This is a genomic window from Streptomyces sp. NPDC050535 (assembly GCF_044457665.1).
In the GTDB taxonomy this organism is placed as follows: Bacteria; Actinomycetota; Actinomycetes; order Streptomycetales; family Streptomycetaceae; genus Streptomyces.
The window spans coordinates 308,539-332,548 of record NZ_JBITHE010000010.1 but is presented as its reverse complement, the minus strand read 5'-3'; the positions used below and the strand labels follow the sequence as shown (position 1 = coordinate 332,548).

The following is a 24,010-nucleotide window of genomic DNA, read 5'->3' as shown; positions in this document are numbered from 1 at the left end:
TGCGTTTCCGACTCTATCAGACCGTTTCCGACCCGATTTCCTCGGCGCCTTTCCAGGATTCCGCTTTCGCGTTTCCCTTTCCGGCGGTTCCGACTCTACCAGATCCTTTCGGGCCTGATTCCCAGTCAGCGGGGCTTGTCTTCCCGGCCCTTCGGCCGTTCCGACGAGTGAGACATTAGCGGAATCTCGGCTCCCGAGCTAATCGGGGTGGCGTTCTTTCGAACGCGGATTCCTCATTTCGCAAACACGCAGGAAAACGAGCCGACAACGGTTCGTCGTTCGTTGAGTGCTTGTTGCGGAATGGCCGTCCGGGGACCGACCGGAGTCGGCGCTCACGTCGGACAGCCCGGAGAACATTACGTACGACGTCGAGGTGTGTCAACTCCGCTCCAGGAGGGGCCTCGGAGGCGTAGCTTGTGACCGTGACTACGCATACGTGCACCCAGCAGTGGTGGGCCGCCTGACGGCGGCCGTACACACGTATGTACTCAACGGCCGCCGCCTCGGTGGCCGTTTTTGTATCTCCCTCCTGGAGAGCCGGCCGGCGGGTGCGGCGGCCTCGACCAGGAGGTGGAGAGATGACGCGCATCTTCAGTGGGATCAAGCCGACCGGGCATCTGACGCTGGGGAACTATCTGGGCGCCGTGCGGCGGTGGGCCGACGTCGATCAGCACCGGGCCGATGCCCTGTTCTGCATCGTCGATCTGCATGCCCTGACCGTGGACCACGATCCGGGGCGGGTACGCAGACTCAGTCGGCAGGCGGCGACGTTGCTGCTGGCGTCGGGACTCGATCCGGAGCTGTGCACCGTGTTCGTACAGAGTCATGTGGACGAGCACGCACGGCTGTCGTACGTGCTGGAGTGCGTCGCGACCGACGGGGAGATGCGGCGGATGATCCAGTACAAGGAGAAGGCGGCGCGGGAGCGGGTACGCGGTGGGAGTGTGCGGCTGTCGCTGCTGACGTATCCCGTGCTGATGGCGGCGGACATCCTGGCGTACGGGACCGATGAGGTGCCGGTGGGTGATGACCAGACGCAGCATGTGGAACTGACCCGGGATCTGGCCACGCGGTTCAACCAGCGTTACGGGCACACGTTCGCGGTGCCTCGGGCCACGCGCCCTGCGGTCGCCGCGCGGGTCATGAATCTCCAGGAGCCGACGTCGAAGATGGGGAAGACCGATGACGTCGGGCCCGGGGTCGTCTATCTGCTCGACGAGCCCGAGGTCGTGCGGAAGAAGATCATGCGGGCCGTGACCGACAGCGGGCAGGACCTCGGGTACGACCGGGAGGCCAGGCCGGGGGTCTCGAATCTGCTGGAGATTCTCGCGGCCTGTTCGGGCGGGAACCCCGAGGCCTTGGGCGGTGTATATGAATCGTACGGAGCTTTGAAGAAGGACACCGCCGAGGCCGTGGTCGAGCTCCTCAGGCCCGTACAGGAAAGGCACAAGGAATTGTGCGCGGATCCTGCGTATGTGGAGGGGGTGTTGCGGATCGGGGCGGAGAAGGCCAGGGCGATGGCACGGCCGAGGGTGGACGCGGCGTATCAGGCGATCGGCCTGCTGGCGGCGGGCTGAAGGACGGTGGGGCCGGGGGCGGGCCCGGCCCCGGTTCCTCTAGCTGTTGCCGGAGGCCAGCTCGCGGCTGCGGTCGCGGGCTGCCTCCAGCGCGGCGATCAGCGCGGCGCGCACTCCGTGGTTCTCCAGTTCGCGGATCGCGTTGATCGTGGTGCCCGCGGGGGACGTGACGTTCTCGCGGAGCTTCACGGGGTGCTCCCCGCTGTCGCGGAGCATCACGGCGGCGCCGATCGCGGACTGGACGATGAGTTCGTGGGCCTTGTCGCGGGGCAGGCCGAGCAGGATGCCCGCGTCCGTCATGGCCTCGACGAGGTAGAAGAAGTACGCCGGTCCTGAGCCGGAGAGGGCGGTGCAGGCGTCCTGCTGGGACTCCGGGACACGGAGCGTCTTGCCTACGGCGCCGAAGATCTCCTCGGCGTGGGCGAGGTGCTCGGCGGTGGCGTGGCTGCCGGCGGAGATGACGGACATGGCCTCGTCGACGAGGGCGGGGGTGTTCGTCATGACACGGACGACCGGGGTGCCGGTGGCCAGGCGCTCCTCGACGAAGGAGGTGGGGATGCCTGCCGCGCCGCTGATGACCAGACGGTCGGCGGGGATGTGGGGGGCGAGTTCGTCGAGGAGGGTGCCCATGTCCTGCGGCTTGACCGTGAGGATCAGGGTGTCGGCGGCCTTGGCTGCCTCGGCGTTGGTGACCGGCGTGACCCCGTGGCGCTCCTGGAGCTCCTTGGCGCGCTCGGGGCGGCGGGCGGTGACCAGCAGGTCGGCGAGAGGCCAGCCGGCCCTGATCACTCCGCTGAGCAGGGCTTCGCCGATCTTGCCGGTGCCGAGGACTGCGACTTTCTGGGTCATGGTGCGGTGCCCTCCGGGGGTGCGTCGTCCGGGGGCCCATCCTCGCACCGGGGATGCGGGACGGGGTGGGCTGTCCGTTGGGCGGACGGCCCACCGGTCACACGGTCCGGCGTCGCAGGGTGGCCGCGCCCAGGGTCAGGACCAGCAGAGCGCAGCCCGCGACGATCAGCGCGTCGCGGACGAAGGTGGCTGTCATGTCGGTGTGCTTGAGGACTTCGTTCATGCCGTCCACGGCGTAGGACATGGGGAGGACGTCGGAGATGGCTTCGAGGACGGGGTGCATGTTGGAGCGGGGCGTGAAGAGACCGCAGAGGAGGAGCTGCGGGAAGATCACGGCCGGCATGAACTGGACGGCCTGGAACTCCGAGGAGGCGAAGGCCGAGACGAAGAGGCCGAGGGCGGTGCCCAGCAGGGCGTCCAGGAGGGCGACCAGGAGGAGCAGCCAGGGCGAGCCGGTGACGGCGAGGCCCAGGAACCAGACGGCGAGGCCGGTGGCCAGGGCCGACTGGATGATCGCCAGGACTCCGAAGGCGAGGGCGTAGCCGGCGATGAGGTCGCCCTTGCCGAGGGGCATGGCGAGGAGGCGTTCCAGGGTGCCGGATGTGCGTTCGCGCAGGGTGGCGATGGAGGTGACCAGGAACATCGTGATCAGCGGGAAGATCCCGAGGAGGGAGGCGCCGATGGAGTCGAAGGTGCGCGGGCTGCCGTCGAAGACGTAGCGGAGCAGGAGCAGCATCACGCACGGGATGAGGACCATCAGCGCGATGGTGCGCGGGTCGTGGCGGAGCTGGCGCAGTACGCGGGCCGCGGTGGCGGAGGTGCGGGAGAGGTTGATCGCGCTCGCGCGCGGGCTCTCGTGGCCGTCGGTGCGGCGGGGTGCGGTGGGCGTGGTCGTCGTGCTCATCGGACGGTCTCCTTGCGGGGGTGGTCGCCGGAGGGGGAGTCGTTGCCGGCCGCCCCGTGTGTCGTCGTGGGCCGGTTGCCCGCCGCGTTCGCCTCGTCGACCAGGTGGAGGAAGGCGGCCTCGACGGTGTCGGAGCCGGTGCGGTCGCGCAGGGCGTCCGGGGTGTCGTCGGCGAGGATCTCGCCCTCGCGCATCAGGAGGAGCCGGTGGCAGCGCTCGGCCTCGTCCATGACGTGGGAGGAGACCAGCAGGGTGGCACCGCGTTCGGTGGCGATGGTGTGGAAGAGGTTCCAGAGGTCGCGGCGCAGGACGGGGTCGAGGCCGACGGTCGGTTCGTCGAGGACCAGGAGTTCCGGGGTGCCGAGTAGGGCGACGGCGAGGGAGACGCGGTTGCGCTGGCCGCCGGAGAGGTTGCCGGCGAGGGAGTCGGCGTGGGAGGTGAGGTCGACGTCGGAGATGGCCTGGGTGACGTCGGCGCGGCGGCGTTCGGCGCTCGCGTGTCCGGGGTCGAGGATCGCGGCGAAGTAGTCGAGGTTCTGGCGGACGGTCAGGTCGTCGTAGACGGAGGGGGCTTGGGTGACGTAGCCGATGCGGGAGCGGAGTGCGGCGTCGCCCGCGGGGCGGCCGAGGACTTCGAGCGTGCCGGTCACCTTGGCCTGGGTGCCCACGGTGGCGCGCATCAGGGTCGACTTGCCGCAGCCGGAGGGGCCGAGCAGCCCGGTGATCTGGCCGCGGGGTACGGCGAAGTCGAGTCCGCGCAGGACGGTGCGGGTGCCGCGTACGACGGTGAGGGCTTCGGCGCGGACGGCGGGCGGGCCTGTGGGGTGGGGCGGTTCCGCGGTGGGGTCGGGTGGACCCGAAGCAATATTCATCATGTGATGAATATTGCTCTCGCTCGTCGGACCCGTCAAGCCCGGCCGCACGCCTGTCCTCCTCAATCCCGGCCACGAACCACCCTCAAGTCCGGCTTCGAGCCTGGCCTCAAGTCCGGCTTCGAGCCCGGCCTCAAGCCCATCCGCGGCTCTCGCGGTGGGGCTCGCGTCGGTCGTGACCGGAACCGGGGTGTTCCATCTGTCCGTGCGGCGGGTCGAGGAGCGTGCTGGTGTTCGCGCTGATCGCTTCGGCCGAATAGTTGTTCGGCGGAGGGGCGGTGGGCCGGCCGCGTCGAGGGCCGCGTACCGGCTACGGCCGCGGGCTGATCGCGCAGAGCGCCGGGAACGATGTCCGCGGAGTGCTGGGTGCGCCGCCGATGATCACGGCGTTCGTGCGCGCCGGCTCTCGGGGGAATGGGGCCGGCGCGGGCACGTACGTGTCGCGGGTGCTGTACGGGGTGTGGTTGCTGGTGTTCAGCGCTGTGGCGCCCGGGGTGCTCGGCGTGATTCCGGTGGCGGCCCTCGACGGGTGGGCCGCCGGGCGGGATCACGAACGGGTGGCGACGATCAGTTCGACGTCGTACACCTCTTCGACCATGCCGTCCGGGAAGGCGCCGAGGAGGTGGGCGCGCTCCTCGGCGAGGAAGGTGTTCGCGCCCTCCTCGCCGAGGACCAGGAAGGCGGAGTGGCTGCCGACGTTCGCGAGGTGGGTGTCGAGGGGGACTCGGCGGCTCCAGCGGACCTGGTGGCGGTCGACGTGGAGGGGGACGGCCGGGCTGGTGGAGAGGGCGGCCGCGGCTTGGGCGCCACTGCCGTTCTTCGTCACGACCGCGTCGATGCCGAGGTAGCGCTCGATCCGGTCGGCCGCCTCCGCGATCCAGGGGATGTCCAGCGCCTCGGTGTTCCACCAGAGGGCGAGTGCGCCGCCCGTCGGGCGCAGCACGCGGAACGCCTCCGGGACGGCGAGGGCCGGGTCGGTCCAGTGCCAGGACTGCGCGTAGGTGAGGAAGTCGGCGGAGCCTGTGGCCAGCGGGAGGGCGTTGCCGTTGCCCAGGACGACGGGGGTGTCGGGGAGCGTGCGGCGGAACTCGGCCACCATGCCCTGGCCCGGCTCGACGGCCAGCACGTTCGCGCCCCTCGCCCCGAGGAGGGCGGTGGCGATGCCCGTGCCGGCGCCTACGTCCACGACTCTTGCCCCGGTGAGGGGGCGGCGCGCGAGGTCCTCGATCGCGTCGAAGAGGGTGGGGGGATAGGAGGGGCGGTTCGCGGCGTATTGGGCTGCGGCGGCGTTGAAGGAGTGGGCTCGGGTGGTGTGGGAGTGGGAGTGCGTGTGGGGCGTCATACGGTCATGGTGGCGCGGGTGGTTGTACGGGGAGGGGTTCGGGATGGGATTCGGGGTGGGCGGACAGGGAGTTTTCGCCCCCTCCGCCCCTTCCCGTCCCGTACCTGAGGGCTGCGCCCCCAGACCCCCCTGTCGCGCTCCGCGCTCGTCCTCAAACGCCGGACGGGCTGAACTGGGCCCGCTATGAGGTGCGGCGCTTCTTCGAAGGGTTGCCCGTACGGCGCTTGCTGCGGCGCTCGTACTGCTCGCGAGCCGTCTCGTACTCCTCGCGGTGGAGTTTCTCGCCGGGGGCCTCGGTGAGGGAGCGGAAGAAGTAGGCGAGGAGCGAGCCGATGAAACCGATCGCGAGGAGGCCCCGGAGGGAGGCCTGCCGGTCGGGGTCGGGGCGCTTGGTGAACGCGGCCGAGGTCTGACGGAACGCGAGGGCGCTGCACACCGCGAACATCACGACGACCAGGAGGTTCACCGGCGTACCCACGTTCGCGATCTCCAGGCCCTGGTAGGCGAAGCGGAGAACGAGGCAGGCGGCCGCGGCGGCGGCCAGCGAACCGACGGCCACGGCCGCTCGACGGACTGTGTAGCCGTCCGTGTGGTCCACCCAGGTCGTGCCGAAGAAGCGGATGGGTTCGGGCTGGGGCCCCGCGGGGGTGCCGGTGTTGTCGTCGCTCACGCGTCGATTATCGCTCCGGGCGGCCGCGGGGCCCTGCCGGTGGTCGTTCAGGCGCAGCGAGGGGCCACGTAGCCGTCGCTGCCGGTGTTCACGTACGCGTCCGAGACGTACTCGCCGCTGGCGATGTTGTCCCAGATGTTCGACGTGCCGTACGGGCCGGTCACTGTTCCTCCCGGTCGCTGGCAGCGGATCGGGACCTGGGCGCCCTCCGCCAGGACTCGGACGACGCCGTAGCTGGTGCCCGGACCACTGCGGACGTTGAGCCGGACACCCGGCGCGACCGGGTAGTAGCGCAGAACCGCCGCCGCGGTCGCAGCGGTCAGGACCAGTTCCTGGTCCCCGCTCTCGATTTCCTCAATACCGTCAACAGACATGAAAGCTCTCCCCCGTTGGACCCCATGACTGCCATGGGACCCCGTTGATTCCCCTGAATCAGGCCATTCACACCCGTGCGTTTCTCGCACGCGGAGGCTAGCAAGCCGCCTCCGTCCCGCACGAGTCATCGACTAGGCTCCGTGCGTCGCGCGCGCGGACGAACACAGCACGGGGGTTCCCATGGCGCCACAGCGGAACGACGAAGCGGGCGTGGAAGCGGAACTTCCCGAGTACGCGGGCCACTACCGCCTGGAGTCGTGCCTCGGCTCAGGCGGCATGGGTGTAGTGCATCTCGCCCGCAGTACGTCCGGGATGCGGGTGGCCGTGAAGGTCGTGCACGCCCGGTACGCCAAGGACCCCGAGTTCAGGGGGCGTTTCCGGCAGGAGGTCGCGGCGGCTCGGCGGGTGAGCGGCGCCTTCACGGCCTCCGTCGTCGACGCCGACCCGGAGGCCGAACGTCCTTGGATGGCCACGCTATTCATTCCGGGTTCCACTCTCGACGACGAGGTGAAGCGGAACGGGGCCATGCCAGTCGGCCAGTTGCGCCGGCTGATGGCCGGTCTCGCCGAGGCGCTGCGCGACATTCACCGTGTGGGAGTCGTGCACCGGGATCTGAAGCCGAGCAACGTCCTGCTCGCCGAGGACGGTCCGAAGGTCATCGACTTCGGCATTTCCCGGCCAAAGGACAGCGAACTGCACACCGAGACGGGCAAGTTGATCGGCACGCCGCCCTTCATGGCGCCGGAGCAGTTCCGCCGGCCGCGGGAGGTGGGCCCTGCCGCCGACATCTTCGCGCTCGGTTCGGTGATGGTTCACGCCGCGACCGGGCGCGGGCCCTTCGACTCCGACAGTCCTTACCTCGTCGCCTACCAAGTCGTTCATGACGAGCCCGACTTGACCGGCGTACCGGAGAACCTCGCTCCGCTGGTGCTGCGTTGCCTCGCCAAGGAGCCCGAGGAACGGCCCACTCCTGACGAGTTGATGCGGGAACTTCGTTCGGTGGCGGCCTCGTACGACACTCAGGCGTTCATTCCGGCCCAGCGACTGGGTGGTTCACCGAAGCCGCAGCCGGGCGTCAAGGCGTCCAAGGCGCGCCTCGGGAGGCACTTCCGTAAGCGAGCCGTCCTCGGGACCGGCGCGGTCGCCCTTCTCGCGGGCGGCGCACTCGCCTCGGTTCAGCTGCTCGGCGGTGACAGCGGCACACCGCGGAAGGACGCCTCGCACTCCACCTCCACGTCGGCGACGTTCGGCGCTTGGGCCACCAAGCCGGCACCCGGAGCCAAGGGAATGCCCCAATGCTCGTACGGGGCAGAGAAGTTGATCTGCGCGCAGCCGGGCATGGTCGTCGCCCTCGACCCGGCGGGCGGCACCGTGCGGTGGCGGCGCCCCATCGCCGAGCTGGGCGTTTCGGACAAGCCGCCCGTCCTGTCGGGTGGGTTGGTGCACATCCTGACGAACGGCGACAGACGCCTGCAAGCGCTCGATCCCGCCTCGGGCAAGGCGCGCTGGAGCCTGGACGTCTCGGCGTACAACGACAGGCAGTACGCGGGAGGCATGCTCCTGCTGACCAGCACCGCCGGAAAGGTCACCGGCGTGGACAGCGCGACGGGCGAGACGAAGTGGAGCGGCCGTATAGCGAACCAGAGTGTGCCGTACTTCGTCTCGTTCGCCGGAGACCCGCTGGCCTACGCGACGAGTTCGGCGGGCGACGGGGCGAGTACGCGCGTCACCGCGGTGGACCCGGACACGGGGGACGTTCGGTGGGACGCGAAGCTCGACGGCTCGCTGAAGCCGATCGGGAGTACGAACGGTGCCGTCGTCCTCGTCTCCGTCGACAGCGTCTACGGAGACGTGGATGCCGTGGTGCGCTACGACCCGGAGACCCGGGCGTCACGCCGGGTGCCCCTGCCCGTTCACCTCGAGCAGGCTGTCGCCACCGTGCGCGGAAACCTTGTGCATCTGCTGACCGTTGGCGGCTCTCTTGTCGCCGTCGACCTGGAGGCCCAGGAGCAGAAGTGGCGCCTGGAGACGTCCGTGACCTGGGGCTCCGCGCCGGTCTCCGACGACCGGCACGTGTACTTCACCGCCGCCGACGGCCGATTGCTCGCCATCGACGCCCGGAGCGGAGAGCTCCTCGGACAGACACCACCACGGATCGGCGCCGGATCGGAAGGGGTCCAGGCCGCGCTGCCCGAGCCCGTGATCGTCGACGGCCGGGTCTACGGGAGTGCCCCCGACGGCACGGTCCTCGGAATGGACGGACGCGACCCGTCAGCCTGGTGACAGGCGACCCGTCGGCCTGGTGACAGCGAAAGGGCCGCCCCCGTAGGAGCGGCCCCGCCTACGGATCGTCAGCCCAGCAGGGAGACGTCCCGCACCGCGCCCTTGTCCGCGCTGGTCGCCATCGCCGCGTACGCGCGCAGGGCGGCGGACACCTTGCGGTCGCGGTTCGCGGGAGCGTAGACGCCGTTCAGGGCGTCGCGGCGGGCGGTGAGCTCCTCGTCGGGGACCAGGAGCTCGATCGTACGGTTCGGGATGTCGATGCGGATGCGGTCGCCGTCGTTGACCAGGGCGATCGTGCCGCCCGAGGCCGCCTCAGGGGAGGCGTGGCCGATGGACAGGCCCGAAGTGCCGCCGGAGAAGCGGCCGTCGGTGATGAGGGCGCAGGTCTTGCCGAGGCCCCGGCCTTTGAGGAAGGAGGTCGGGTAGAGCATCTCCTGCATGCCGGGGCCGCCCTTGGGGCCCTCGTAGCGGATGACGACGACGTCGCCGTGGGTGATCTCCTTGCGGAGGATCTTGTCGACGGCCTCGTCCTGGGACTCGCAGACGACCGCGGGACCCTCGAACGTCCAGATGGACTCGTCGACGCCGGCCGTCTTCACGACGCAGCCGTCGACGGCCAGGTTGCCCTTGAGGACGGCCAGGCCGCCGTCCTTGGAGTACGCGTGCTCGGCGGAGCGGATGCAGCCGCCCTCCGCGTCCACGTCGAGGGCCTCCCAGCGCTCGGACTGGGAGAAGGCCTCGGAGGAGCGGACGCCACCGGGGGCCGCGTGCCACAGTTCGAGGGCCTCGGGGGACGGGGAGCCTGCGCGCACGTCCCAGGTCTTCAGCCAGTCGGAGAGGGACGGGCTGTGGACCGAGTGCACGTCCTCGTTCAGGTGGCCGCCACGGTGCAGTTCACCCAGCAGGGCCGGGATGCCGCCCGCGCGGTGCACGTCCTCCATGTAGTACGTGCGGTCCTTGGCGACGTTCGGCGCGACCTTGGCGAGGCAGGGCACGCGTCGCGAGACCTCGTTGATCTCGTCCAGGCCGAAGGGGACGCCCGCCTCCTGGGCGGCGGCCAGCAGGTGCAGGATCGTGTTGGTGGAGCCGCCCATCGCGATGTCGAGGGCCATGGCGTTCTCGAAGGCCGCGATGGTGGCGATGTTGCGGGGCAGGACCGACTCGTCGTCCTGGTCGTAGTACCGGCGCGTGATGTCGACGACCGTGCGGGCCGCGTCCTCGTACAGGCCCTTGCGGGCGGTGTGGGTGGCGAGGACCGAGCCGTTGCCGGGGAGGGACAGGCCGATGGCCTCGGTCAGGCAGTTCATGGAGTTGGCCGTGAACATGCCGGAGCAGGAGCCGCAGGTCGGACAGGCGTTCTCCTCGATACGGAGGATGTCCTCGTCCGAGATCTTGTCGTTCACGGCGTCGGAGATCGCGTCGACCAGGTCGAGCGTGCGGACCGTGCCGTCGACCAGCGTGGCCCGGCCGGACTCCATGGGGCCACCGGAGACGAAGACCGTCGGGATGTTCAGCCGCAGGGCCGCCATCAGCATGCCGGGGGTGATCTTGTCGCAGTTCGAGATGCAGATCAGGGCGTCGGCGCAGTGGGCCTCCACCATGTACTCCACCGAGTCCGCGATCAGGTCGCGGGAGGGCAGCGAGTACAGCATGCCGCCGTGGCCCATCGCGATGCCGTCGTCGACCGCGATCGTGTTGAACTCGCGCGGGATCGCTCCGGCCGCGGTGATGGCCTCGCTCACGATCCGGCCGACCGGCTGGAGGTGGGTGTGACCCGGCACGAACTCCGTGAAGGAGTTGGCGACCGCGATGATCGGCTTGCGGCCGATGTCCGCACCCGGTACACCGGAGGCGCGCATAAGGGCGCGTGCGCCCGCCATGTTGCGGCCGTGGGTGACTGTGCGGGACCTCAGCTCGGGCATCGTCGCTCGCTCCTTCGCAGGGATACCGGCTCGTGCGGGCCGGCAGTCGTGACTGCTGGTGGTGACTGATTCGAGCGTACGCCGGTGCTCCAAGGGCTGGACAGGGTGTCCGGTATGCGGGACGGGCGTCTCGGCCGGCGGTCATCCACAAGGGGTGGAACTGGCGCGAACCGGATCGATCGAACAAGCGGATCCACCACTCGGCGAATCGCATGTGTCGCACGTAAGGGTTTACGTAAACGCTTACGTGCGACCCGTCCGATCCGTCCGATCCGTCTGATCTGTCATGAAGCCGTCAGATGCCTCTGCACCACCGGCGCCACCCGCTCGATGATCCGCTCCACGTCCGTCGAGGCCAGCGGCTCCACCTTGATCACGTATCGCAGCATCGCGACGCCCACCAGCTGGGCCGCCGCGAGCTCCGCACGCAGTTCGGCGTCCGGAAGGTCGAACTGCTGCGCGATGCGGCGCATCAGCTGGGCGACCAGGAGGCGGCGGAAAACCTCGGCAGCGGCCTCGTTGTTGAAGGCCGAGCGGACGATCGCGAGCAACGGCGCCCGGGTCGTCGGGTTCTCCCAGACCCCGAACAAGAAGCGGGTCAGTCGCTCGCCCACGCCGTCGAGCGGTCCCTCCGCGACGGCGGTCGACGCGGCCAGGGCGGGCGCGACCGCGACCGCGATGGCCGCCTCGAAGACCTGCTCCTTGGTGCCGAAGTAGTGGTGCACGAGCGCCGAGTCCACGCCGGCGGCCTTGGCGATTCCGCGTACCGACGTCTTCTCGTACCCCCGCTCGGAGAACTCCTCGCGGGCCGCGTCGAGGATGCGGTCGCGGGTGGCGGGGGCCGCCTCCGTCTGCGTACGGGAGGGGCGTCCCCGGCGGCGGGGGGTGGCCGCGTCCTGCGGCGAGGCCTTCGTCACCGGCGTGGCACTTTCACCGCGGAGGCGAGGTGGAGCCTGGTGAAGGCCAGCGCCTCCGCCAGATCGGCCTCGCGCTCGGCGCTGGACATGGCGCGGCGGGTGTTGACCTCGATCACGACGTGGCCGTCGAAGCCGGTGAGCGCGAGGTGTTCGAGCAGTTCGGCGCAGGGCTGGGTGCCGCGGCCGGGTACGAGGTGCTCGTCCTTGTTGGAGCCGTTGCCGTCGGCGAGGTGGACGTGGCCGAGGCGGTCGCCCATGCGGTCGATCATGTGCAGGGCGTCGGTGCGGGCCGTCGCCGTGTGACTGAGGTCGATCGTGAAGTGACGGTAGTCCTCCTTCGTCACGTCCCACTCGGGTGCGTACGCGAGCATCTCGCGGTCGCGGTAGCGCCAGGGATACATGTTCTCGACGGCGAACCGTACGTCCGTCTCGTTCGCCATCCGCCAGATCCCGGTGACGAAGTCACGGGCGTACTGGCGCTGCCAGCGGAAGGGCGGATGGACGACGACCGTGTCGGCGCCGAGCCTCTCCGCCGCCGCCTGCGCGCGCTGGAGTTTGATCCACGGGTCGGTGGACCACACGCGCTGGGTGATCAGCAGGCAGGGAGCGTGGACGGCGAGGACCGGGACCCGGTGGTAGTCGCTGAGTCTGCGCAGCGCGTCGATGTCCTGGCTGACCGGGTCGGTCCACACCATGACCTCGACGCCGTCGTACCCGAGGCGCGCGGCGATCTCGAAGGCCGTCGCCGTCGACTCCGGATACACGGACGCCGTGGACAGCGCGACCTTCGCATCCGGGATGCGCACAACTGGTTCTGCCACGAGGGACAGGGTACGGGTTGCCTCCGGCGGTCGGCTGAGGGCGGCTTCGGCCGTTGCCTGCCGGGGCTGTGGGGGTGTGCGGGGCCTGTGCGAGCGGTGTGCGGTCCGCCCGTGTTCCACGCCCGGACCGTGGACCGCGGACCTCGGCCTGCGGACCCCGGGCTGCCGGACTCCCCGCCGCCCCGAAACCCACCCGCCCCCTCTACTACGAACTCCGAGGCCCCCGCCCCCGCTACTCCGAAGCCATCTGATCCAGTCGCCGCAGGATCACGCCCTCGCGCAGTGCCCACGGGCAGATCTCCAGGGTCTCCACGTCGAAGAGGTCCATCGCCCCCTCGGCGACCAGCGCCCCGGCGAGGAGCTGGCCCGCGCGGCCCTCGGAGACTCCGGGGAGTTCGGCGCGCTCTTCGGCGGTCATCGAGGCGAGCCGGGGGACCCAGTCCTTGAGGGAGCGGCGCTTGAGTTCGCGCTGGACGTACAGGCCGTCGGCGGAGCGGGCGGCGCCGGCGATTCGGGCGAGCTGCCGGAAGGTCTTGGACGTGGCGACCACGTGGTCCGGCGCCCCGAAGCGGCTGAACTCCCCGACCGTACGGGCGATCTGGGCCCGCACATGACGCCGCAGCGCCCGTACGGCGGCGGGATCGACGGGGTCCTCGGGCAGCCAGCCCGCGGTCAGCCGGCCCGCGCCGAGCGGCAGGGAAGAGACCGCGTCCGGCTCCTCGTCGATCCCGTAGGCGATCTCCAGGGAGCCACCGCCGATGTCGAGGACGAGCAGCTTGCCCGCGGACCAGCCGAACCAGCGGCGGACGGCGAGGAAGGTGAGCCGGGCCTCTTCCGCGCCGGTCAGGACCTGGAGTTCGACTCCGGTCTCGGCCTGGACCCGGGCGAGTACGTCGTCCGCGTTGCTGGCCTCGCGCACGGCGGAGGTCGCGAACGGCAGCAGCGCCTCGACGCCCTTGTCCTCGGCGGCCTCCATCGCGTCCTTGACCGTCTCGATCAGTTTGTCGACGCCCCCGCGGTCGATCGCCCCGCTCGCGTCGAGCAGCTGGGCGAGCCGCAAATCGGCCTTGTGCGAGTGCGCGGGCAGCGGTCGGGCGCCGGGGTGCGCGTCCACCACCAGCAGGTGCACCGTGTTCGATCCCACGTCGAGGACACCGAGTCTCATGGGCGGAACGCTACTGCGAGTCCGGCCATTCGAGTGGCCCGGGGCGAAGCCGGTCGACGAGGAGCGCTGGTCGGGCGACTGGTGGGACGCCTCCGCGGCGCGCTCGGACGTCTCCGGAGCGGGCTCGGGCGACTTACCCTGGACAGGTGCCAAAGACGAAAAAGGCGAAGCCCGACAAATCGGCCAAGGGTTCTTCGCAGGCGAAGGCCACGAAGTCCAAGCAGTCTCCCGACCGGAGCGACGAGAAGGGGCTCGACTTCGCTCGCGCGTGGGTGGAGTTTCCGGATCCCGCCGACGGCGAGCAGGTGTTCCGGTGCGATCTGACATGGCTGACCTCACGCTGGAACTGCGTCTTCGGAAGCGGCTGCCAGGGCATCCAGGCGGGCCGCGCCGACGACGGCTGCTGCACGCTGGGAGCTCACTTCTCGGACGAGGACGACGAGAAGCGGGTGGCCGGCTTCGTGGCGAGGCTCACGCCGGATCTCTGGCAGCACCACGACGTCGGGACGAAGACCGGCTGGGTCTCGGAGGACGAGGACGGCGACCGCCAGACCCGCCCGTACAAGGGTTCCTGCATCTTCCAGAACCGCCCCGGCTTCGCGGGCGGCATCGGCTGCTCGCTGCACATCCTCGCGGTCAAGGAGGGGCGCGAGCCGCTGGAGACCAAGCCCGACGTCTGCTGGCAACTGCCCGTGCGACGGACGTACGAGTGGATCGACCGGCCCGACGACACCCGCGTGCTCCAGGTGTCCATCGGTGAGTACGACCGCCGCGGCTGGGGTCCCGGCGGCCACGACCTGCACTGGTGGTGCACGTCGGCGACCTCGGCGCACGGCGCGGGCGACCCGGTGTACGTCTCCTACCGCCCCGAGCTCGTCGAGCTGATGGGCAAGGAGGGCTACGACCGGCTGGCCGAGCTCTGCGAGGAGCGACTGGCCTCTCAGCTGCCCCTGCTGGCTCCGCATCCGGCCGACCCGGTCCACTGAGGTTCTGACGATCTGACGTTCTGGCCTCCGGCCGGACGCCGGGTTACGAGGACGGGCTCGGACCGCCGCTGCCGCCGGGCGGCGGGGTCGAGCCGCCCGGGTCGGACGGCGCCGGGTCGGAGGGCGTGGGCTCGGGGTCCGTCGGGCCCGGGCCGCTGGGCGTGGGATCCGGGTCGGACGGGCCCGGGCCGCTCGGCGTGGGGCCGGGGTCGGACGGCGTCGGATCGCTGGGGCGCGGGCCGGGTCCACCGGGCTCGGTCGGGCGCGCGGTGCCGTACCCGCCGATCGTGACCAGGGCGCCCGCCGGTGCGATCGACACCCGCGCGCTCCAGGGGCCCACCGGTTCGCGAAGGTGGTCGACGTACACCTTGATCGTCAACGATTCGCCGGGTTCGAGCGTTCCCGAGGACTGGCTCAGGTAGAGCCAGTGGGCGCCTGTGCGCGCGGACCAGTGGACCGGTGAACTCCCGGAAGCGGTCAGCGTGACGAGGGTCGTGTCCCCGCTGTTGCCGGCCGACACGGAGAGGTGTCCGGCGCCCGGTGCCCGGCTGCTCCCGGGGGCGCTGATGACCTCCACGGAGACGTCGGCCGAGCGGCCGCCCTCGGTGAAACGGCTGTCGGGCTGGGTACTGGCGTTGCCGGCGTTCTCGTAGCCGCCCGGCTGCCCGCCGTCGCTTCCGCTGTCGTCCTGCGCCTCGCCGGCGCTGATCGAGCGGCCGTCCGTGCCCTCGCCGGTGAGCGGCGCGCTCCGGTAGGCCGCCCAGAGGGCCAGCACGGGGGCCGCGACGACGGTGGCGACCACGGTGGTCGTGACGGCACGCGCGCGGAGCCGGTCCCGGCGCGCGGCACGGTCCTTGGGGTCCATCGGGAAACCGCGCCGGTCGAAGCGCGGAGCGCTGCCCCGCGCGCGCGGGACGTGTGCCATCGCGACGAGCAGGGCCGCGCGCGGGGCCTCGAGAACAGGTAGCGCGGCGGGCGTGACAGTGGTGCCGGGCCAGGAGCCCGCGACCGCGCGCTCGGCCGTACGGCGGCAGCGTGGGCAGTCGTCGACATGTCGGACCAGCTCCCGGCGCAGGGCGGTGCCGAGCACGAGCTGGTTGTCGCCGGTGAGCCGGGCGACGCTCGGACAGGTGCCGGTCTCCACGACGGCGAGCGCGGCGCGGGTGCGTTCGACCTCGCAGGCGGCGGAGCCGAGCAGCTCGCGGGCGGAGGCGAGGTCCATACCGAGGACGGCGGCGACCTCGTGGGCGGCGAGCTGGTGGCGTACGGCGAGTTCGAGCGCCTCGCGCTGCTCGGGAGTGGTGCCGGCGGCCTCCGGCCAGGCCAGGAGCGCGAGTTCGCGCCGACGCCACGCCTGGGTCTCCTCGGAAACGGAAGCGGAAGCGAAACCGGGGGCGGAAGTGGGAGTGGGGACGGGGACGGGAGTGGGGACGGGGACGGGAGTGGGGGCGTTGCCGGCAGCCGCGGCGGAGGCGCTCACGGCCTCGGCCGCGCGCCGGTCCGCGGCGTCCTTGTCCACCGTCGTGTGCGCCGCCTCGTCCGCCGTCCCGCGCGCGGGCTTGAGGGCGCTCCTGGAGGCGCCCTTGTGGCTTCCGCACCCCCTGCCGGAGGCGTGCGCCGCCTGGCGCCTGCGCCTCGCCTCGGCGAGTTTGCGCAGGCAGGCCCAGCGCGCCAGTGCGTACAGCCACGCCCTGCGGTCACCCACGGCCTCCGGGACGCGCGTGCCCCGGCGTTCGGCCAGCGCGAGGACGTCCCCGAGGGCGGCGGTCGCCGCGTCGTGGTCGCACAGGACGGACAGGCAGTAGGTGAACAGGCCGTCCAGATAGGGCTCGTAGCACGCGGGTGGGTGCTGAGCCGCGGTGGTGCGGGGCGACGCGCCGCGGGGCGCGGCCGCCCCCTTGCGCGCGTCTCCGTGCGCCCGGTGTGCGCCGGTGGTGTGTGTGGAGGTCTCCGGACTGCTGCTCATCACCCGTGCGACCGTAGGGGCCAATCGGTGGCCCCTTCCTCCCCCTTGAGCACATTTAATCCGTACGGGTGAAACGATCCCTCATAAGGGGACAGGAACCTCCGTTTCCATGGCCTACGCCGTCACGGCGGGCGATGGCAATGCCATACGGGGGGCGCGTGCCGGACCGCTTCGGGCGTGTGCCGGGCACGCTTCAGGGTGGCCGCGCGCACAGCGCCGTCCGCGCTGTCAGTGGGCTCGGTTACGGTTCGGTCCATGGCTGCCCGTACGAAATCCGCGAAGGACCGGCCGTCCTACCGCTGCACCGAGTGCGGCTGGCAGACGGCCAAGTGGCTCGGCCGCTGCACCGAATGCCAGGCGTGGGGGACGGTCGAGGAGTTCGGCGTGCCCGCCGTCCGTACGACGGCACCCGGCCGCGTCACGACCTCCGCCGTGCCCATCGGGCAGGTCGACGGCCGCCAGGCCACCGCGCGCTCCACCGGTGTGCCCGAGCTGGACCGGGTGCTGGGCGGTGGTCTCGTCCCCGGCGCGGTCGTCCTCCTCGCGGGCGAGCCGGGCGTCGGCAAGTCCACGCTGCTGCTGGACGTCGCGGCGAAGGCGGCGAGCGAGGAACACCGGACGTTGTACGTGACGGGCGAGGAGTCGGCCAGCCAGGTGCGGCTGCGCGCCGACCGCATCAAGGCGATCGACGACCACCTGTATCTCGCCGCCGAGACCGATCTGGCCGCCGTTCTCGGTCACTTGGACGCGGTGAAGCCGTCCCTGCTCATCGTGGACTCCGTGCAGACCGTCGCCTCCCCCGAGATCGACGGCGCGCCGGGCGGCATGGCCCAGGTCAGAGAGGTCGCCGGGGCACTCATCCGCGCCTCCAAGGAGCGCGGTATGTCCACACTCCTTGTGGGCCATGTCACCAAGGACGGCGCGATCGCGGGCCCCCGCCTCCTCGAACACCTCGTGGACGTCGTCCTGAGCTTCGAGGGCGACCGGCACGCGCGCCTCAGGCTCGTCCGAGGGGTAAAGAACCGCTACGGGACGACGGACGAGGTCGGCTGCTTCGAGCTGCACGACGAGGGCATCACCGGCCTGGCCGACCCCAGCGGCCTCTTCCTGACCCGTCGCGCCGAGGCGGTCCCCGGCACCTGCCTGACGGTCACTCTGGAAGGCCGCCGCCCCCTGGTGGCAGAGGTGCAGGCGCTCACGGTCGACTCACAGATCCCCTCCCCGCGGCGTACGACCTCCGGTCTGGAGACATCCCGCGTCTCGATGATGCTCGCCGTCCTGGAGCAGCGCGGCCGGATCACCGCCCTGGGGAAGCGGGACATCTACTCGGCGACGGTCGGTGGTGTGAAGCTCTCCGAGCCCGCGGCGGACCTCGCCATCGCGCTCGCCCTCGCCTCCGCGGCGAGCGACACCCCGCTCCCCAAGAACCTCGTGGCGATCGGCGAAGTGGGCCTCGCGGGCGAGGTCAGACGGGTCACAGGCGTTCAGCGCCGGCTCGCCGAAGCACACCGTCTCGGCTTCACGCACGCCCTGGTCCCGACCGACCCGGGCAAGATCCCGGCCGGCATGAAGGTCCTGGAAGTCGCCGACATGGGAGCCGCGCTGAACGTCCTCCCGCGCTCCCGTCGTCGAGAGGCCCCACGGGAGGAGGAACCGCGCCGGTAGACTTTGCCCTGGTCTTGCCCGTCGTGACGAACTGAGGGCGGCCGGAAACCGCGACCGGAGGAGTGCAGTGGCAGCCAACGACCGGGCAGCAGCTCCCGGAAAGTCCGGTGGGAGCTCCGGTGCCGATGGCCTGATGCGCGCCGCCCTGAGCGCCGTGGCACCCGGCACGGCCCTGCGTGACGGGCTCGAGCGGATCCTCCGCGGCAACACGGGCGGGCTCATCGTGCTCGGCTGGGACAAAACCGTCGAATCGATGTGTACCGGCGGATTCGTGCTGGATGTCGAGTTCACCTCGACGCGGCTGCGCGAGCTGTGCAAGCTCGACGGCGGCATCGTTGTCGACAAGGACCTCACCAAGATCCTGCGGGCGGGCGTCCAGCTGGTGCCCGACCCGACGATCCCGACGGAAGAGACGGGCACCCGGCACCGCACCGCGGACCGGGTGAGCAAGCAGGTCGGCTACCCCATCGTCTCGGTCTCCCAGTCGATGCGCCTCATCGCCCTCTACGTGGACGGCCAGCGCCGCGTCCTCGAGGACTCCGCGGCGATCCTCTCCCGCGCCAACCAGGCCCTGGCGACCCTGGAGCGCTACAAGCTCCGTCTCGACGAGGTCGCGGGCACCCTGTCGGCCCTGGAGATCGAGGACCTGGTCACGGTCCGCGACGTCTCGGCGGTGGCCCAGCGGCTGGAGATGGTGCGCCGGATCGCCACCGAGATCGCCGAGTACGTGGTGGAGCTGGGCACCGACGGCCGCCTTCTCTCCCTCCAGCTCGACGAGTTGATCGCCGGTGTCGAGCCCGAGCGTGAACTCGTCGTACGGGACTACGTGCCCGAGCCGACCGCCAAGCGTTCCCGCACGGTCGACGAGGCCCTCCACGAGCTCAACGCGCTCAGCCACGCCGAGCTGCTCGAACTGTCCACCGTGGCGCGGGCGCTGGGCTACACCGGCTCCCCCGAAGCGCTGGACTCCGCCGTCTCGCCGCGCGGTTACCGCCTGCTCGCCAAGGTGCCCCGGCTGCCCGGCGCGATCATCGACCGTCTGGTGGAGCACTTCGGGGGCCTTCAGAAGCTTCTCGCCGCCAGCGTCGACGACCTCCAGACGGTCGACGGCGTCGGCGAGGCGCGGGCGCGCAGCGTCCGGGAAGGCCTCTCGCGGCTGGCGGAGTCGTCGATCCTGGAGCGCTACGTCTAGCACGACGCCCAGCGCCACGTTCTGGCACTCCGCCTGGTGTGCTGCGGGCCGGCCATGTCCTGCGCGCCGTAGGGCCGTTCGCTCCTTGGCCTGCGCGCCGTAGGAGCCGTTCGCCCCCTTGGCCTTTGCGCCGCAGGAGCCGTTCAGTCCTTTGACAGGACGAACGACGTCTGGGCCTTGGTCAGCCCCGGCGCCTTCGCCTCCACCAGGTAGGTGCCCGCGGTCGCCGAGATCGCGGGCGGTGTGCCGCACTCGGGGGCACTCGCCTTGCGGTCCCACTCCACGGTGTGGGTCACCTGCGCGTTGGCGGCGACCCGGAAGAGGAGACTGGCGGAGCCCTTCGGGCAGTCGCCCGAGTCCCAGATGTCCTCGTCGCTCCCGGCCTGAGTGATCGTCAGGAGGGTGTTCTTCGGGCCGAGGTCGACCTTGCAGTCGCTGCCGGAAGTGTTCTTGGCGATGAGCTCGAACTTGGGCTTCTCACCCGGCGCGTACGTGTTGCGCACGCTGCGCAGCGACAACTGGACGGCGCCCGCGGTGCAGTTGGGGATACCGGAACCGGCCGGAAGCTGATCGGCCGACCCGCCGGTGCCGCTGGAGCCGCCGTTGGCACCGCCGCTGGAACCGCCGTCGGACCCGGTGCCGCCGCTCCCCGCGGAGCCCCCCGACCCGGCGGTGGACCCGGCACTGGAGCCGGAACCGGACTCGTCGTCGGACCCGCCCGTGCCGGGGCTCGACTCGTCGCGCCCGCCGGGGTTCTCACTGATCGCGGGCCCGGAGCCGGAGGGCCCGGGAGTGATCGAGGGCGCGGGGTTCTTTCCGTTCGACCCGTCGCCGTTGTTGTTCCCGCCTCCACCGCCGGTGCCGACCACCCACATGATCAGCAGCGCCAACAGCGCGAGCATGGACAGCAGAATGGCCCTCCGACGCCAGTAGATGGTGGAGGGAAGCGGCCCGACAGGATTGCGCAGTGATCCCACGGCGCAAACTGTACGAGAGATCCGCCCCGGCACTTGCCCCACCCGCCGCCCCGGGGCAACTTTTCCGGATCATCATCCCGGCCTACGCGCTTACAGGGCACCGGGGTTGGGTATTTCGCCCCCTCCGCCCCTACCCGTCCCTTGTTCCTGGGGGCTGCCGCCCCCAGACCCCCGCATCGGCCTGAACGGCCTCGCCCTCACACGCCGGACAGGCTGAAAACGCACGGGGTGAGGGGTAGGGATGGCGACGTCCCGTCCTCGAACGCCCGACTGGCTGAAGACTCTCCGGCATCGGCACGCACCAACCTGCACCAACCCGACACCCTTCACATGGCAGGATCGACCCTGCCATGACTGCACCCACCACACCCACGCCCCTGCACACTCCCGTCATCGCCTGGTTCGACGCGCACGCCCGTGACCTCCCGTGGCGCCGCCCCGACGCCGGCCCCTGGGGAGTGATGGTCAGCGAGTTCATGCTGCAGCAGACTCCGGTGAACCGCGTGCTGCCCGTGTACGAGCAGTGGCTGTCCCGCTGGCCCCGCCCCGCCGACCTGGCCAAGGAACCACCGGGCGAAGCGGTCCGCGCCTGGGGCCGCCTCGGCTATCCCCGCCGCGCCCTGCGCTTGCACGGAGCCGCGGTGGCCATAACGGAACGGCACGGCGGCGACGTACCCGCGGAGCACGCGCAACTGCTCGCGCTGCCCGGTATCGGCGAGTACACGGCGGCGGCGGTGGCGTCGTTCGCGTACGGCCGGCGCCATGCCGTGCTGGACACGAACGTACGGCGGGTCTTCGCCCGCGCGGTCACCGGCGTGCGCTACCCCCCGAACGCGACGACGGCGGCGGAGCGCAAACTCGCCCGCGCACTGCTGCCCGACAGCGAGCGCACCGCCTCCCGCTGGGCCGCCGCGTCCATGGAACTGGGCGCGCTCGTCTGTACGGCGAGGAACGAGACCTGCGACCGCTGTCCGATCGCGGAGCGGTGCGCGTGGCGCCTGGCGGGCAAGCCCGAGCACGAGGGCCCGGCGCGCCGCGGCCAGACGTACGCCGGTACCGACCGCCAGGTCCGCGGCAGGCTTCTCGCCGTGCTCAGGGAAGCCGTCGCCCCGGTTCCGCAGTCCGTGCTCGACCGGGTGTGGGACGAGCCGGTCCAGCGGGCCCGCGCCCTCGACGGCCTCGTCGCGGACGGGCTGGCGGAACCTCTTCCCGGCGGTCTGTATCGGCTTCCGCTGACGTAACTGACGTAACTGGCGCGGCAAAACAGCCGCAATCGGAATATACCGACGCCTCGCCTTGCCCATGGCCTACATCCGTTACACAACCGACGGACAGCCGAGCGTTCCCCGCGTGCTGGCTCGGACACCCCCGTGACAACCCCTCCGTAGCTTCTTCTCAGGCAACGGACAACCGGTCGCCGGCGACAGCCGGAAGGCCGGAAACGGGGATGGAGGCGGTTGATCATGGCGCACGGCGAGGTGCTCGAGTTCGAGGAATACGTCCGCACCCGGCAGGACGCGCTGCTGCGCAGTGCCCGCCGTCTGGTCCCCGACCCGGTCGACGCCCAGGACCTGCTCCAGACCGCGCTCGTACGGACGTACGGCCGCTGGGACGGGATCGCGGACAAGCGGCTCGCCGACGCCTACCTGCGGCGCGTGATGATCAATACGCGGACCGAGTGGTGGCGGGCCCGGAAGCTCGAAGAGGTTCCGACCGAGCAGCTTCCCGACGCCTCCGTCGACGACTCCACCGAACAGCACGCGGACCGCGCCCTCCTCATGGACATCATGAAGGTGCTGGCTCCCAAGCAGCGCAGCGTCGTGGTGCTGCGACACTGGGAGCAGATGTCCACGGAGGAGACGGCCGCCGCCCTCGGCATGTCGGCCGGTACCGTCAAGAGCACACTGCACCGGGCGCTGGCCCGGCTCCGCGAGGAGCTGGAGAACCGGGACCACGAGGAGCGCGGATCGCGCGCGTTCGAACCGAGTGAGGGGCGGGAGCGTTGCGCGGCCTAGAAGACCGGGCCAGTAAGACCGGGGCGGCCCGGCAGGCGGGGCGGACCGGCTCACCCCGGTCCTCGGCCCGGGGGACCCTCAAGGCGGGGAGTGCGGCGACGGTCGCGCTCGCCGCCCTCGGCCTTTTCCTGGCCGCCTGCGGGACGGGCGGCACCGGCGCCCGCGACGAGGGCCCGGCGGGCAGCGACGCGGTGACCGGCACCGCCCCGACGCCCATGGCCTCCGCCTCGAAGACGGCCCAGAGCGTCGACGCCGTCAAGCTCGTCCAGGACGACCCGTCGGTCAGCCCGGACGTCAAGAGCGCCCTGAAGCCCTGCGTCGCCGACGAGTACCCGGTCGACGTGTCCTACGGGAAACTCACCGGCGGAACCACGAACGACATCGTGGTCAATGTGATGACCTGCGCCGACGCCGTCGGCGTCGGTTCGTACGTGTACCGCGAGAAGAACGGCCGGTACGAGAACGTCTTCAAGGCCGAGGAGCCGCCGGTCTACGCCGAGATCGACCGCGGTGACCTGGTGGTCACCCAGCAGCTCTACGCGAAGGGCGACCCGGTGTCGTATCCCTCCAGCGAGGAAGTGATCACCTACGGCTGGTCCGCGGCCCGCTTCGCCGAGAAGTCCCGGATCCACAACGACTACAGCAAGGCGGTGGGCGGCTCGGCCCAGCCCACCGCCCCGCCCGGGAACTGAGAGCAGGGGATGACGGACCCTCGGATGGCAGACCAGCGGATGTCGGAGAACCGGATGGTGGAGAACCGGATGTCGGAATACCGGATGTCGGAATACCGGATGTCAGAGCAGACCCACGTCCTCTTCGTCGAGGACGACGACGTCATCCGCGAGGCAACGCAACTCGCGCTGGAGCGCGACGGCTTCGCGGTCACCGCGATGCCCGACGGCCTCTCGGGCCTGGAGGCGTTCCGCGCGAACCGCCCCGACATCGCGCTCCTGGACGTCATGGTGCCCGGCCTGGACGGCGTCAGCCTGTGCCGCCGTATCCGCGACGAGTCGACCGTCCCCGTGATCATGCTGTCCGCGCGCGCCGACTCGATCGACGTCGTACTGGGCCTGGAGGCGGGCGCCGACGACTACGTGACCAAGCCCTTCGACGGCGCCGTCCTGGTCGCCCGCATCCGGGCCGTCCTGCGCCGTTTCGGACACGCGAGCGGTTCGGCGAACGGCCCGGCCGCCGAGGGGCACTCCTCGGTCGACGGCAGTGTGCTCTCCTTCGGCGACGGCAGCCTGGAGATCGACACCGAGGGCATGGAGGTCCGCAGAGGCGGTACGCCGGTGGCGCTGACCCCCACCGAGATGCGGCTGCTCCTCGAGTTCTCGTCGGCGCCGGGCACCGTACTGAGCCGTGACAAGCTGCTCGAACGGGTGTGGGACTACGGCTGGGGCGGAGACACCCGCGTCGTCGACGTCCATGTGCAGCGACTGCGTACGAAGATCGGCCAGGACCGGATCGAGACGGTCCGCGGCTTCGGCTACAAGTTGAAGGCCTGAGCAG

At 70.9% G+C, this 24,010-nt stretch carries 21 protein-coding genes; 9 read left to right on the top strand and 12 right to left on the bottom strand.

Going from position 1 to position 24,010, the window contains the following annotated elements; all coding sequences use genetic code 11:
- Nucleotides 1-578 precede the first annotated feature (578 nt).
- Entirely contained in the window at nucleotides 579-1,577 is a 999-nt protein-coding gene (gene trpS / locus ACIBLC_RS23880; RefSeq protein ID WP_399213174.1) for a tryptophan--tRNA ligase, read from the top strand.
- 39 nt (nucleotides 1,578-1,616) lie between these two features.
- Here the strand turns inward: trpS and proC are convergent, their stop codons facing one another.
- From proC to ACIBLC_RS23850, 6 genes are all read right to left on the bottom strand, one after another.
- Entirely contained in the window at nucleotides 1,617-2,426 is an 810-nt protein-coding gene (proC, locus tag ACIBLC_RS23875; RefSeq protein ID WP_399213173.1) for a pyrroline-5-carboxylate reductase, read from the bottom strand.
- A 97-nt stretch (nucleotides 2,427-2,523) separates the two neighbouring features.
- Nucleotides 2,524-3,330: an ABC transporter permease gene (locus ACIBLC_RS23870; RefSeq protein ID WP_399213172.1), complete on the bottom strand. Its 807-nt coding sequence runs from the start codon at nucleotides 3,328-3,330 to the stop codon at nucleotides 2,524-2,526.
- On the bottom strand, nucleotides 3,327-4,205 hold the full coding sequence (locus ACIBLC_RS23865) for an ABC transporter ATP-binding protein (RefSeq protein ID WP_399213171.1): 879 nt from the start codon (nucleotides 4,203-4,205) through the stop codon (nucleotides 3,327-3,329). Before ACIBLC_RS23865 ends, ACIBLC_RS23870 begins: the two co-directional genes overlap by 4 nt.
- 544 nt (nucleotides 4,206-4,749) lie before the next feature.
- Nucleotides 4,750-5,544, bottom strand: coding sequence for a class I SAM-dependent methyltransferase (locus ACIBLC_RS23860; protein ID WP_399213170.1), 795 nt, complete (start codon nucleotides 5,542-5,544; stop codon nucleotides 4,750-4,752).
- Between the two features lie 181 nt (nucleotides 5,545-5,725).
- Nucleotides 5,726-6,214, bottom strand: coding sequence for an EamA/RhaT family transporter (locus tag ACIBLC_RS23855; protein ID WP_399213169.1), 489 nt, complete (start codon nucleotides 6,212-6,214; stop codon nucleotides 5,726-5,728).
- A gap of 47 nt (nucleotides 6,215-6,261) precedes the next feature.
- Nucleotides 6,262-6,588, bottom strand: a complete 327-nt coding sequence (locus ACIBLC_RS23850; RefSeq protein ID WP_399213168.1) for an SH3 domain-containing protein — start codon at nucleotides 6,586-6,588, stop codon at nucleotides 6,262-6,264.
- Between the two features lie 181 nt (nucleotides 6,589-6,769).
- Between ACIBLC_RS23850 and ACIBLC_RS23845 the strand changes: the two genes are divergently transcribed.
- Entirely contained in the window at nucleotides 6,770-8,872 is a 2,103-nt protein-coding gene (locus ACIBLC_RS23845; protein ID WP_399213167.1) for a serine/threonine-protein kinase, read from the top strand.
- 68 nt (nucleotides 8,873-8,940) lie between these two features.
- On the opposite strand, the gene ilvD is transcribed toward ACIBLC_RS23845, so the two are convergent.
- The 4 genes from ilvD to ACIBLC_RS23825 all read right to left on the bottom strand — a co-directional run bounded on the left by ilvD (nucleotide 8,941) and on the right by ACIBLC_RS23825 (nucleotide 13,697).
- Nucleotides 8,941-10,794, bottom strand: coding sequence for a dihydroxy-acid dehydratase (ilvD, locus tag ACIBLC_RS23840; protein WP_399213166.1), 1,854 nt, complete (start codon nucleotides 10,792-10,794; stop codon nucleotides 8,941-8,943).
- A 284-nt stretch (nucleotides 10,795-11,078) separates the two neighbouring features.
- Nucleotides 11,079-11,711, bottom strand: a complete 633-nt coding sequence (locus tag ACIBLC_RS23835; protein ID WP_399213165.1) for a TetR family transcriptional regulator — start codon at nucleotides 11,709-11,711, stop codon at nucleotides 11,079-11,081.
- Entirely contained in the window at nucleotides 11,708-12,532 is an 825-nt protein-coding gene (locus tag ACIBLC_RS23830; protein ID WP_399213164.1) for a sugar phosphate isomerase/epimerase family protein, read from the bottom strand. Before ACIBLC_RS23830 ends, ACIBLC_RS23835 begins: the two co-directional genes overlap by 4 nt.
- A gap of 232 nt (nucleotides 12,533-12,764) precedes the next feature.
- Nucleotides 12,765-13,697: a Ppx/GppA family phosphatase gene (locus ACIBLC_RS23825; protein ID WP_399213163.1), complete on the bottom strand. Its 933-nt coding sequence runs from the start codon at nucleotides 13,695-13,697 to the stop codon at nucleotides 12,765-12,767.
- 146 nt (nucleotides 13,698-13,843) lie between these two features.
- On the opposite strand from ACIBLC_RS23825, the gene ACIBLC_RS23820 reads away from it, so the two are divergent.
- Nucleotides 13,844-14,683, top strand: coding sequence for a hypothetical protein (locus ACIBLC_RS23820; protein ID WP_399213162.1), 840 nt, complete (start codon nucleotides 13,844-13,846; stop codon nucleotides 14,681-14,683).
- Between the two features lie 43 nt (nucleotides 14,684-14,726).
- Here the strand turns inward: ACIBLC_RS23820 and ACIBLC_RS23815 are convergent, their stop codons facing one another.
- Nucleotides 14,727-16,649 (bottom strand): hypothetical protein, encoded by a 1,923-nt coding sequence (locus ACIBLC_RS23815; protein WP_399213161.1) that lies wholly within the window; start codon nucleotides 16,647-16,649, stop codon nucleotides 14,727-14,729.
- A 255-nt stretch (nucleotides 16,650-16,904) separates the two neighbouring features.
- Here ACIBLC_RS23815 and radA point away from each other — a divergent pair, with 255 nt between their 5' ends.
- Both radA and disA read left to right on the top strand, forming a co-directional pair.
- Complete coding sequence (radA, locus tag ACIBLC_RS23810) at nucleotides 16,905-18,314, top strand: DNA repair protein RadA (RefSeq protein WP_399213160.1); 1,410 nt, start codon at nucleotides 16,905-16,907, stop codon at nucleotides 18,312-18,314.
- Between the two features lie 67 nt (nucleotides 18,315-18,381).
- Nucleotides 18,382-19,506, top strand: coding sequence for a DNA integrity scanning diadenylate cyclase DisA (gene disA / locus ACIBLC_RS23805; protein ID WP_399213159.1), 1,125 nt, complete (start codon nucleotides 18,382-18,384; stop codon nucleotides 19,504-19,506).
- A gap of 143 nt (nucleotides 19,507-19,649) precedes the next feature.
- Here disA and ACIBLC_RS23800 read toward each other — a convergent pair whose 3' ends face one another.
- Nucleotides 19,650-20,483, bottom strand: a complete 834-nt coding sequence (locus tag ACIBLC_RS23800) for a hypothetical protein (RefSeq protein WP_399213158.1) — start codon at nucleotides 20,481-20,483, stop codon at nucleotides 19,650-19,652.
- A gap of 350 nt (nucleotides 20,484-20,833) precedes the next feature.
- Here ACIBLC_RS23800 and ACIBLC_RS23795 point away from each other — a divergent pair, with 350 nt between their 5' ends.
- The 4 genes from ACIBLC_RS23795 to cseB all read left to right on the top strand — a co-directional run bounded on the left by ACIBLC_RS23795 (nucleotide 20,834) and on the right by cseB (nucleotide 24,006).
- Nucleotides 20,834-21,724, top strand: coding sequence for an A/G-specific adenine glycosylase (locus tag ACIBLC_RS23795; RefSeq protein ID WP_399213157.1), 891 nt, complete (start codon nucleotides 20,834-20,836; stop codon nucleotides 21,722-21,724).
- A 222-nt stretch (nucleotides 21,725-21,946) separates the two neighbouring features.
- Nucleotides 21,947-22,498 (top strand): SigE family RNA polymerase sigma factor, encoded by a 552-nt coding sequence (locus tag ACIBLC_RS23790; protein WP_399213156.1) that lies wholly within the window; start codon nucleotides 21,947-21,949, stop codon nucleotides 22,496-22,498.
- Nucleotides 22,486-23,190, top strand: a complete 705-nt coding sequence (locus ACIBLC_RS23785; RefSeq protein ID WP_399213155.1) for a hypothetical protein — start codon at nucleotides 22,486-22,488, stop codon at nucleotides 23,188-23,190. Before ACIBLC_RS23790 ends, ACIBLC_RS23785 begins: the two co-directional genes overlap by 13 nt.
- 99 nt (nucleotides 23,191-23,289) lie before the next feature.
- Nucleotides 23,290-24,006, top strand: a complete 717-nt coding sequence (cseB, locus tag ACIBLC_RS23780) for a two-component system response regulator CseB (protein WP_399213190.1) — start codon at nucleotides 23,290-23,292, stop codon at nucleotides 24,004-24,006.
- The last annotated feature ends 4 nt before the right edge of the window (nucleotides 24,007-24,010 follow it).

Coding starts and splice junctions, on each gene's coding strand:
- trpS (WP_399213174.1), top strand. CDS start 579: ATGACGCGCATCTTCAGTGGGATCAAGCCGACCGGGCATCTGACGCTG.
- proC (WP_399213173.1), bottom strand. CDS start 2,426: ATGACCCAGAAAGTCGCAGTCCTCGGCACCGGCAAGATCGGCGAAGCC.
- ACIBLC_RS23870 (WP_399213172.1), bottom strand. CDS start 3,330: ATGAGCACGACGACCACGCCCACCGCACCCCGCCGCACCGACGGCCAC.
- ACIBLC_RS23865 (WP_399213171.1), bottom strand. CDS start 4,205: ATGATGAATATTGCTTCGGGTCCACCCGACCCCACCGCGGAACCGCCC.
- ACIBLC_RS23860 (WP_399213170.1), bottom strand. CDS start 5,544: ATGACGCCCCACACGCACTCCCACTCCCACACCACCCGAGCCCACTCC.
- ACIBLC_RS23850 (WP_399213168.1), bottom strand. CDS start 6,588: ATGTCTGTTGACGGTATTGAGGAAATCGAGAGCGGGGACCAGGAACTG.
- ACIBLC_RS23845 (WP_399213167.1), top strand. CDS start 6,770: ATGGCGCCACAGCGGAACGACGAAGCGGGCGTGGAAGCGGAACTTCCC.
- ilvD (WP_399213166.1), bottom strand. CDS start 10,794: ATGCCCGAGCTGAGGTCCCGCACAGTCACCCACGGCCGCAACATGGCG.
- ACIBLC_RS23825 (WP_399213163.1), bottom strand. CDS start 13,697: ATGAGACTCGGTGTCCTCGACGTGGGATCGAACACGGTGCACCTGCTG.
- ACIBLC_RS23815 (WP_399213161.1), bottom strand. CDS start 16,649: ATGAGCAGCAGTCCGGAGACCTCCACACACACCACCGGCGCACACCGG.
- radA (WP_399213160.1), top strand. CDS start 16,905: ATGGCTGCCCGTACGAAATCCGCGAAGGACCGGCCGTCCTACCGCTGC.
- ACIBLC_RS23795 (WP_399213157.1), top strand. CDS start 20,834: ATGACTGCACCCACCACACCCACGCCCCTGCACACTCCCGTCATCGCC.
- ACIBLC_RS23790 (WP_399213156.1), top strand. CDS start 21,947: ATGGCGCACGGCGAGGTGCTCGAGTTCGAGGAATACGTCCGCACCCGG.
- cseB (WP_399213190.1), top strand. CDS start 23,290: ATGTCAGAGCAGACCCACGTCCTCTTCGTCGAGGACGACGACGTCATC.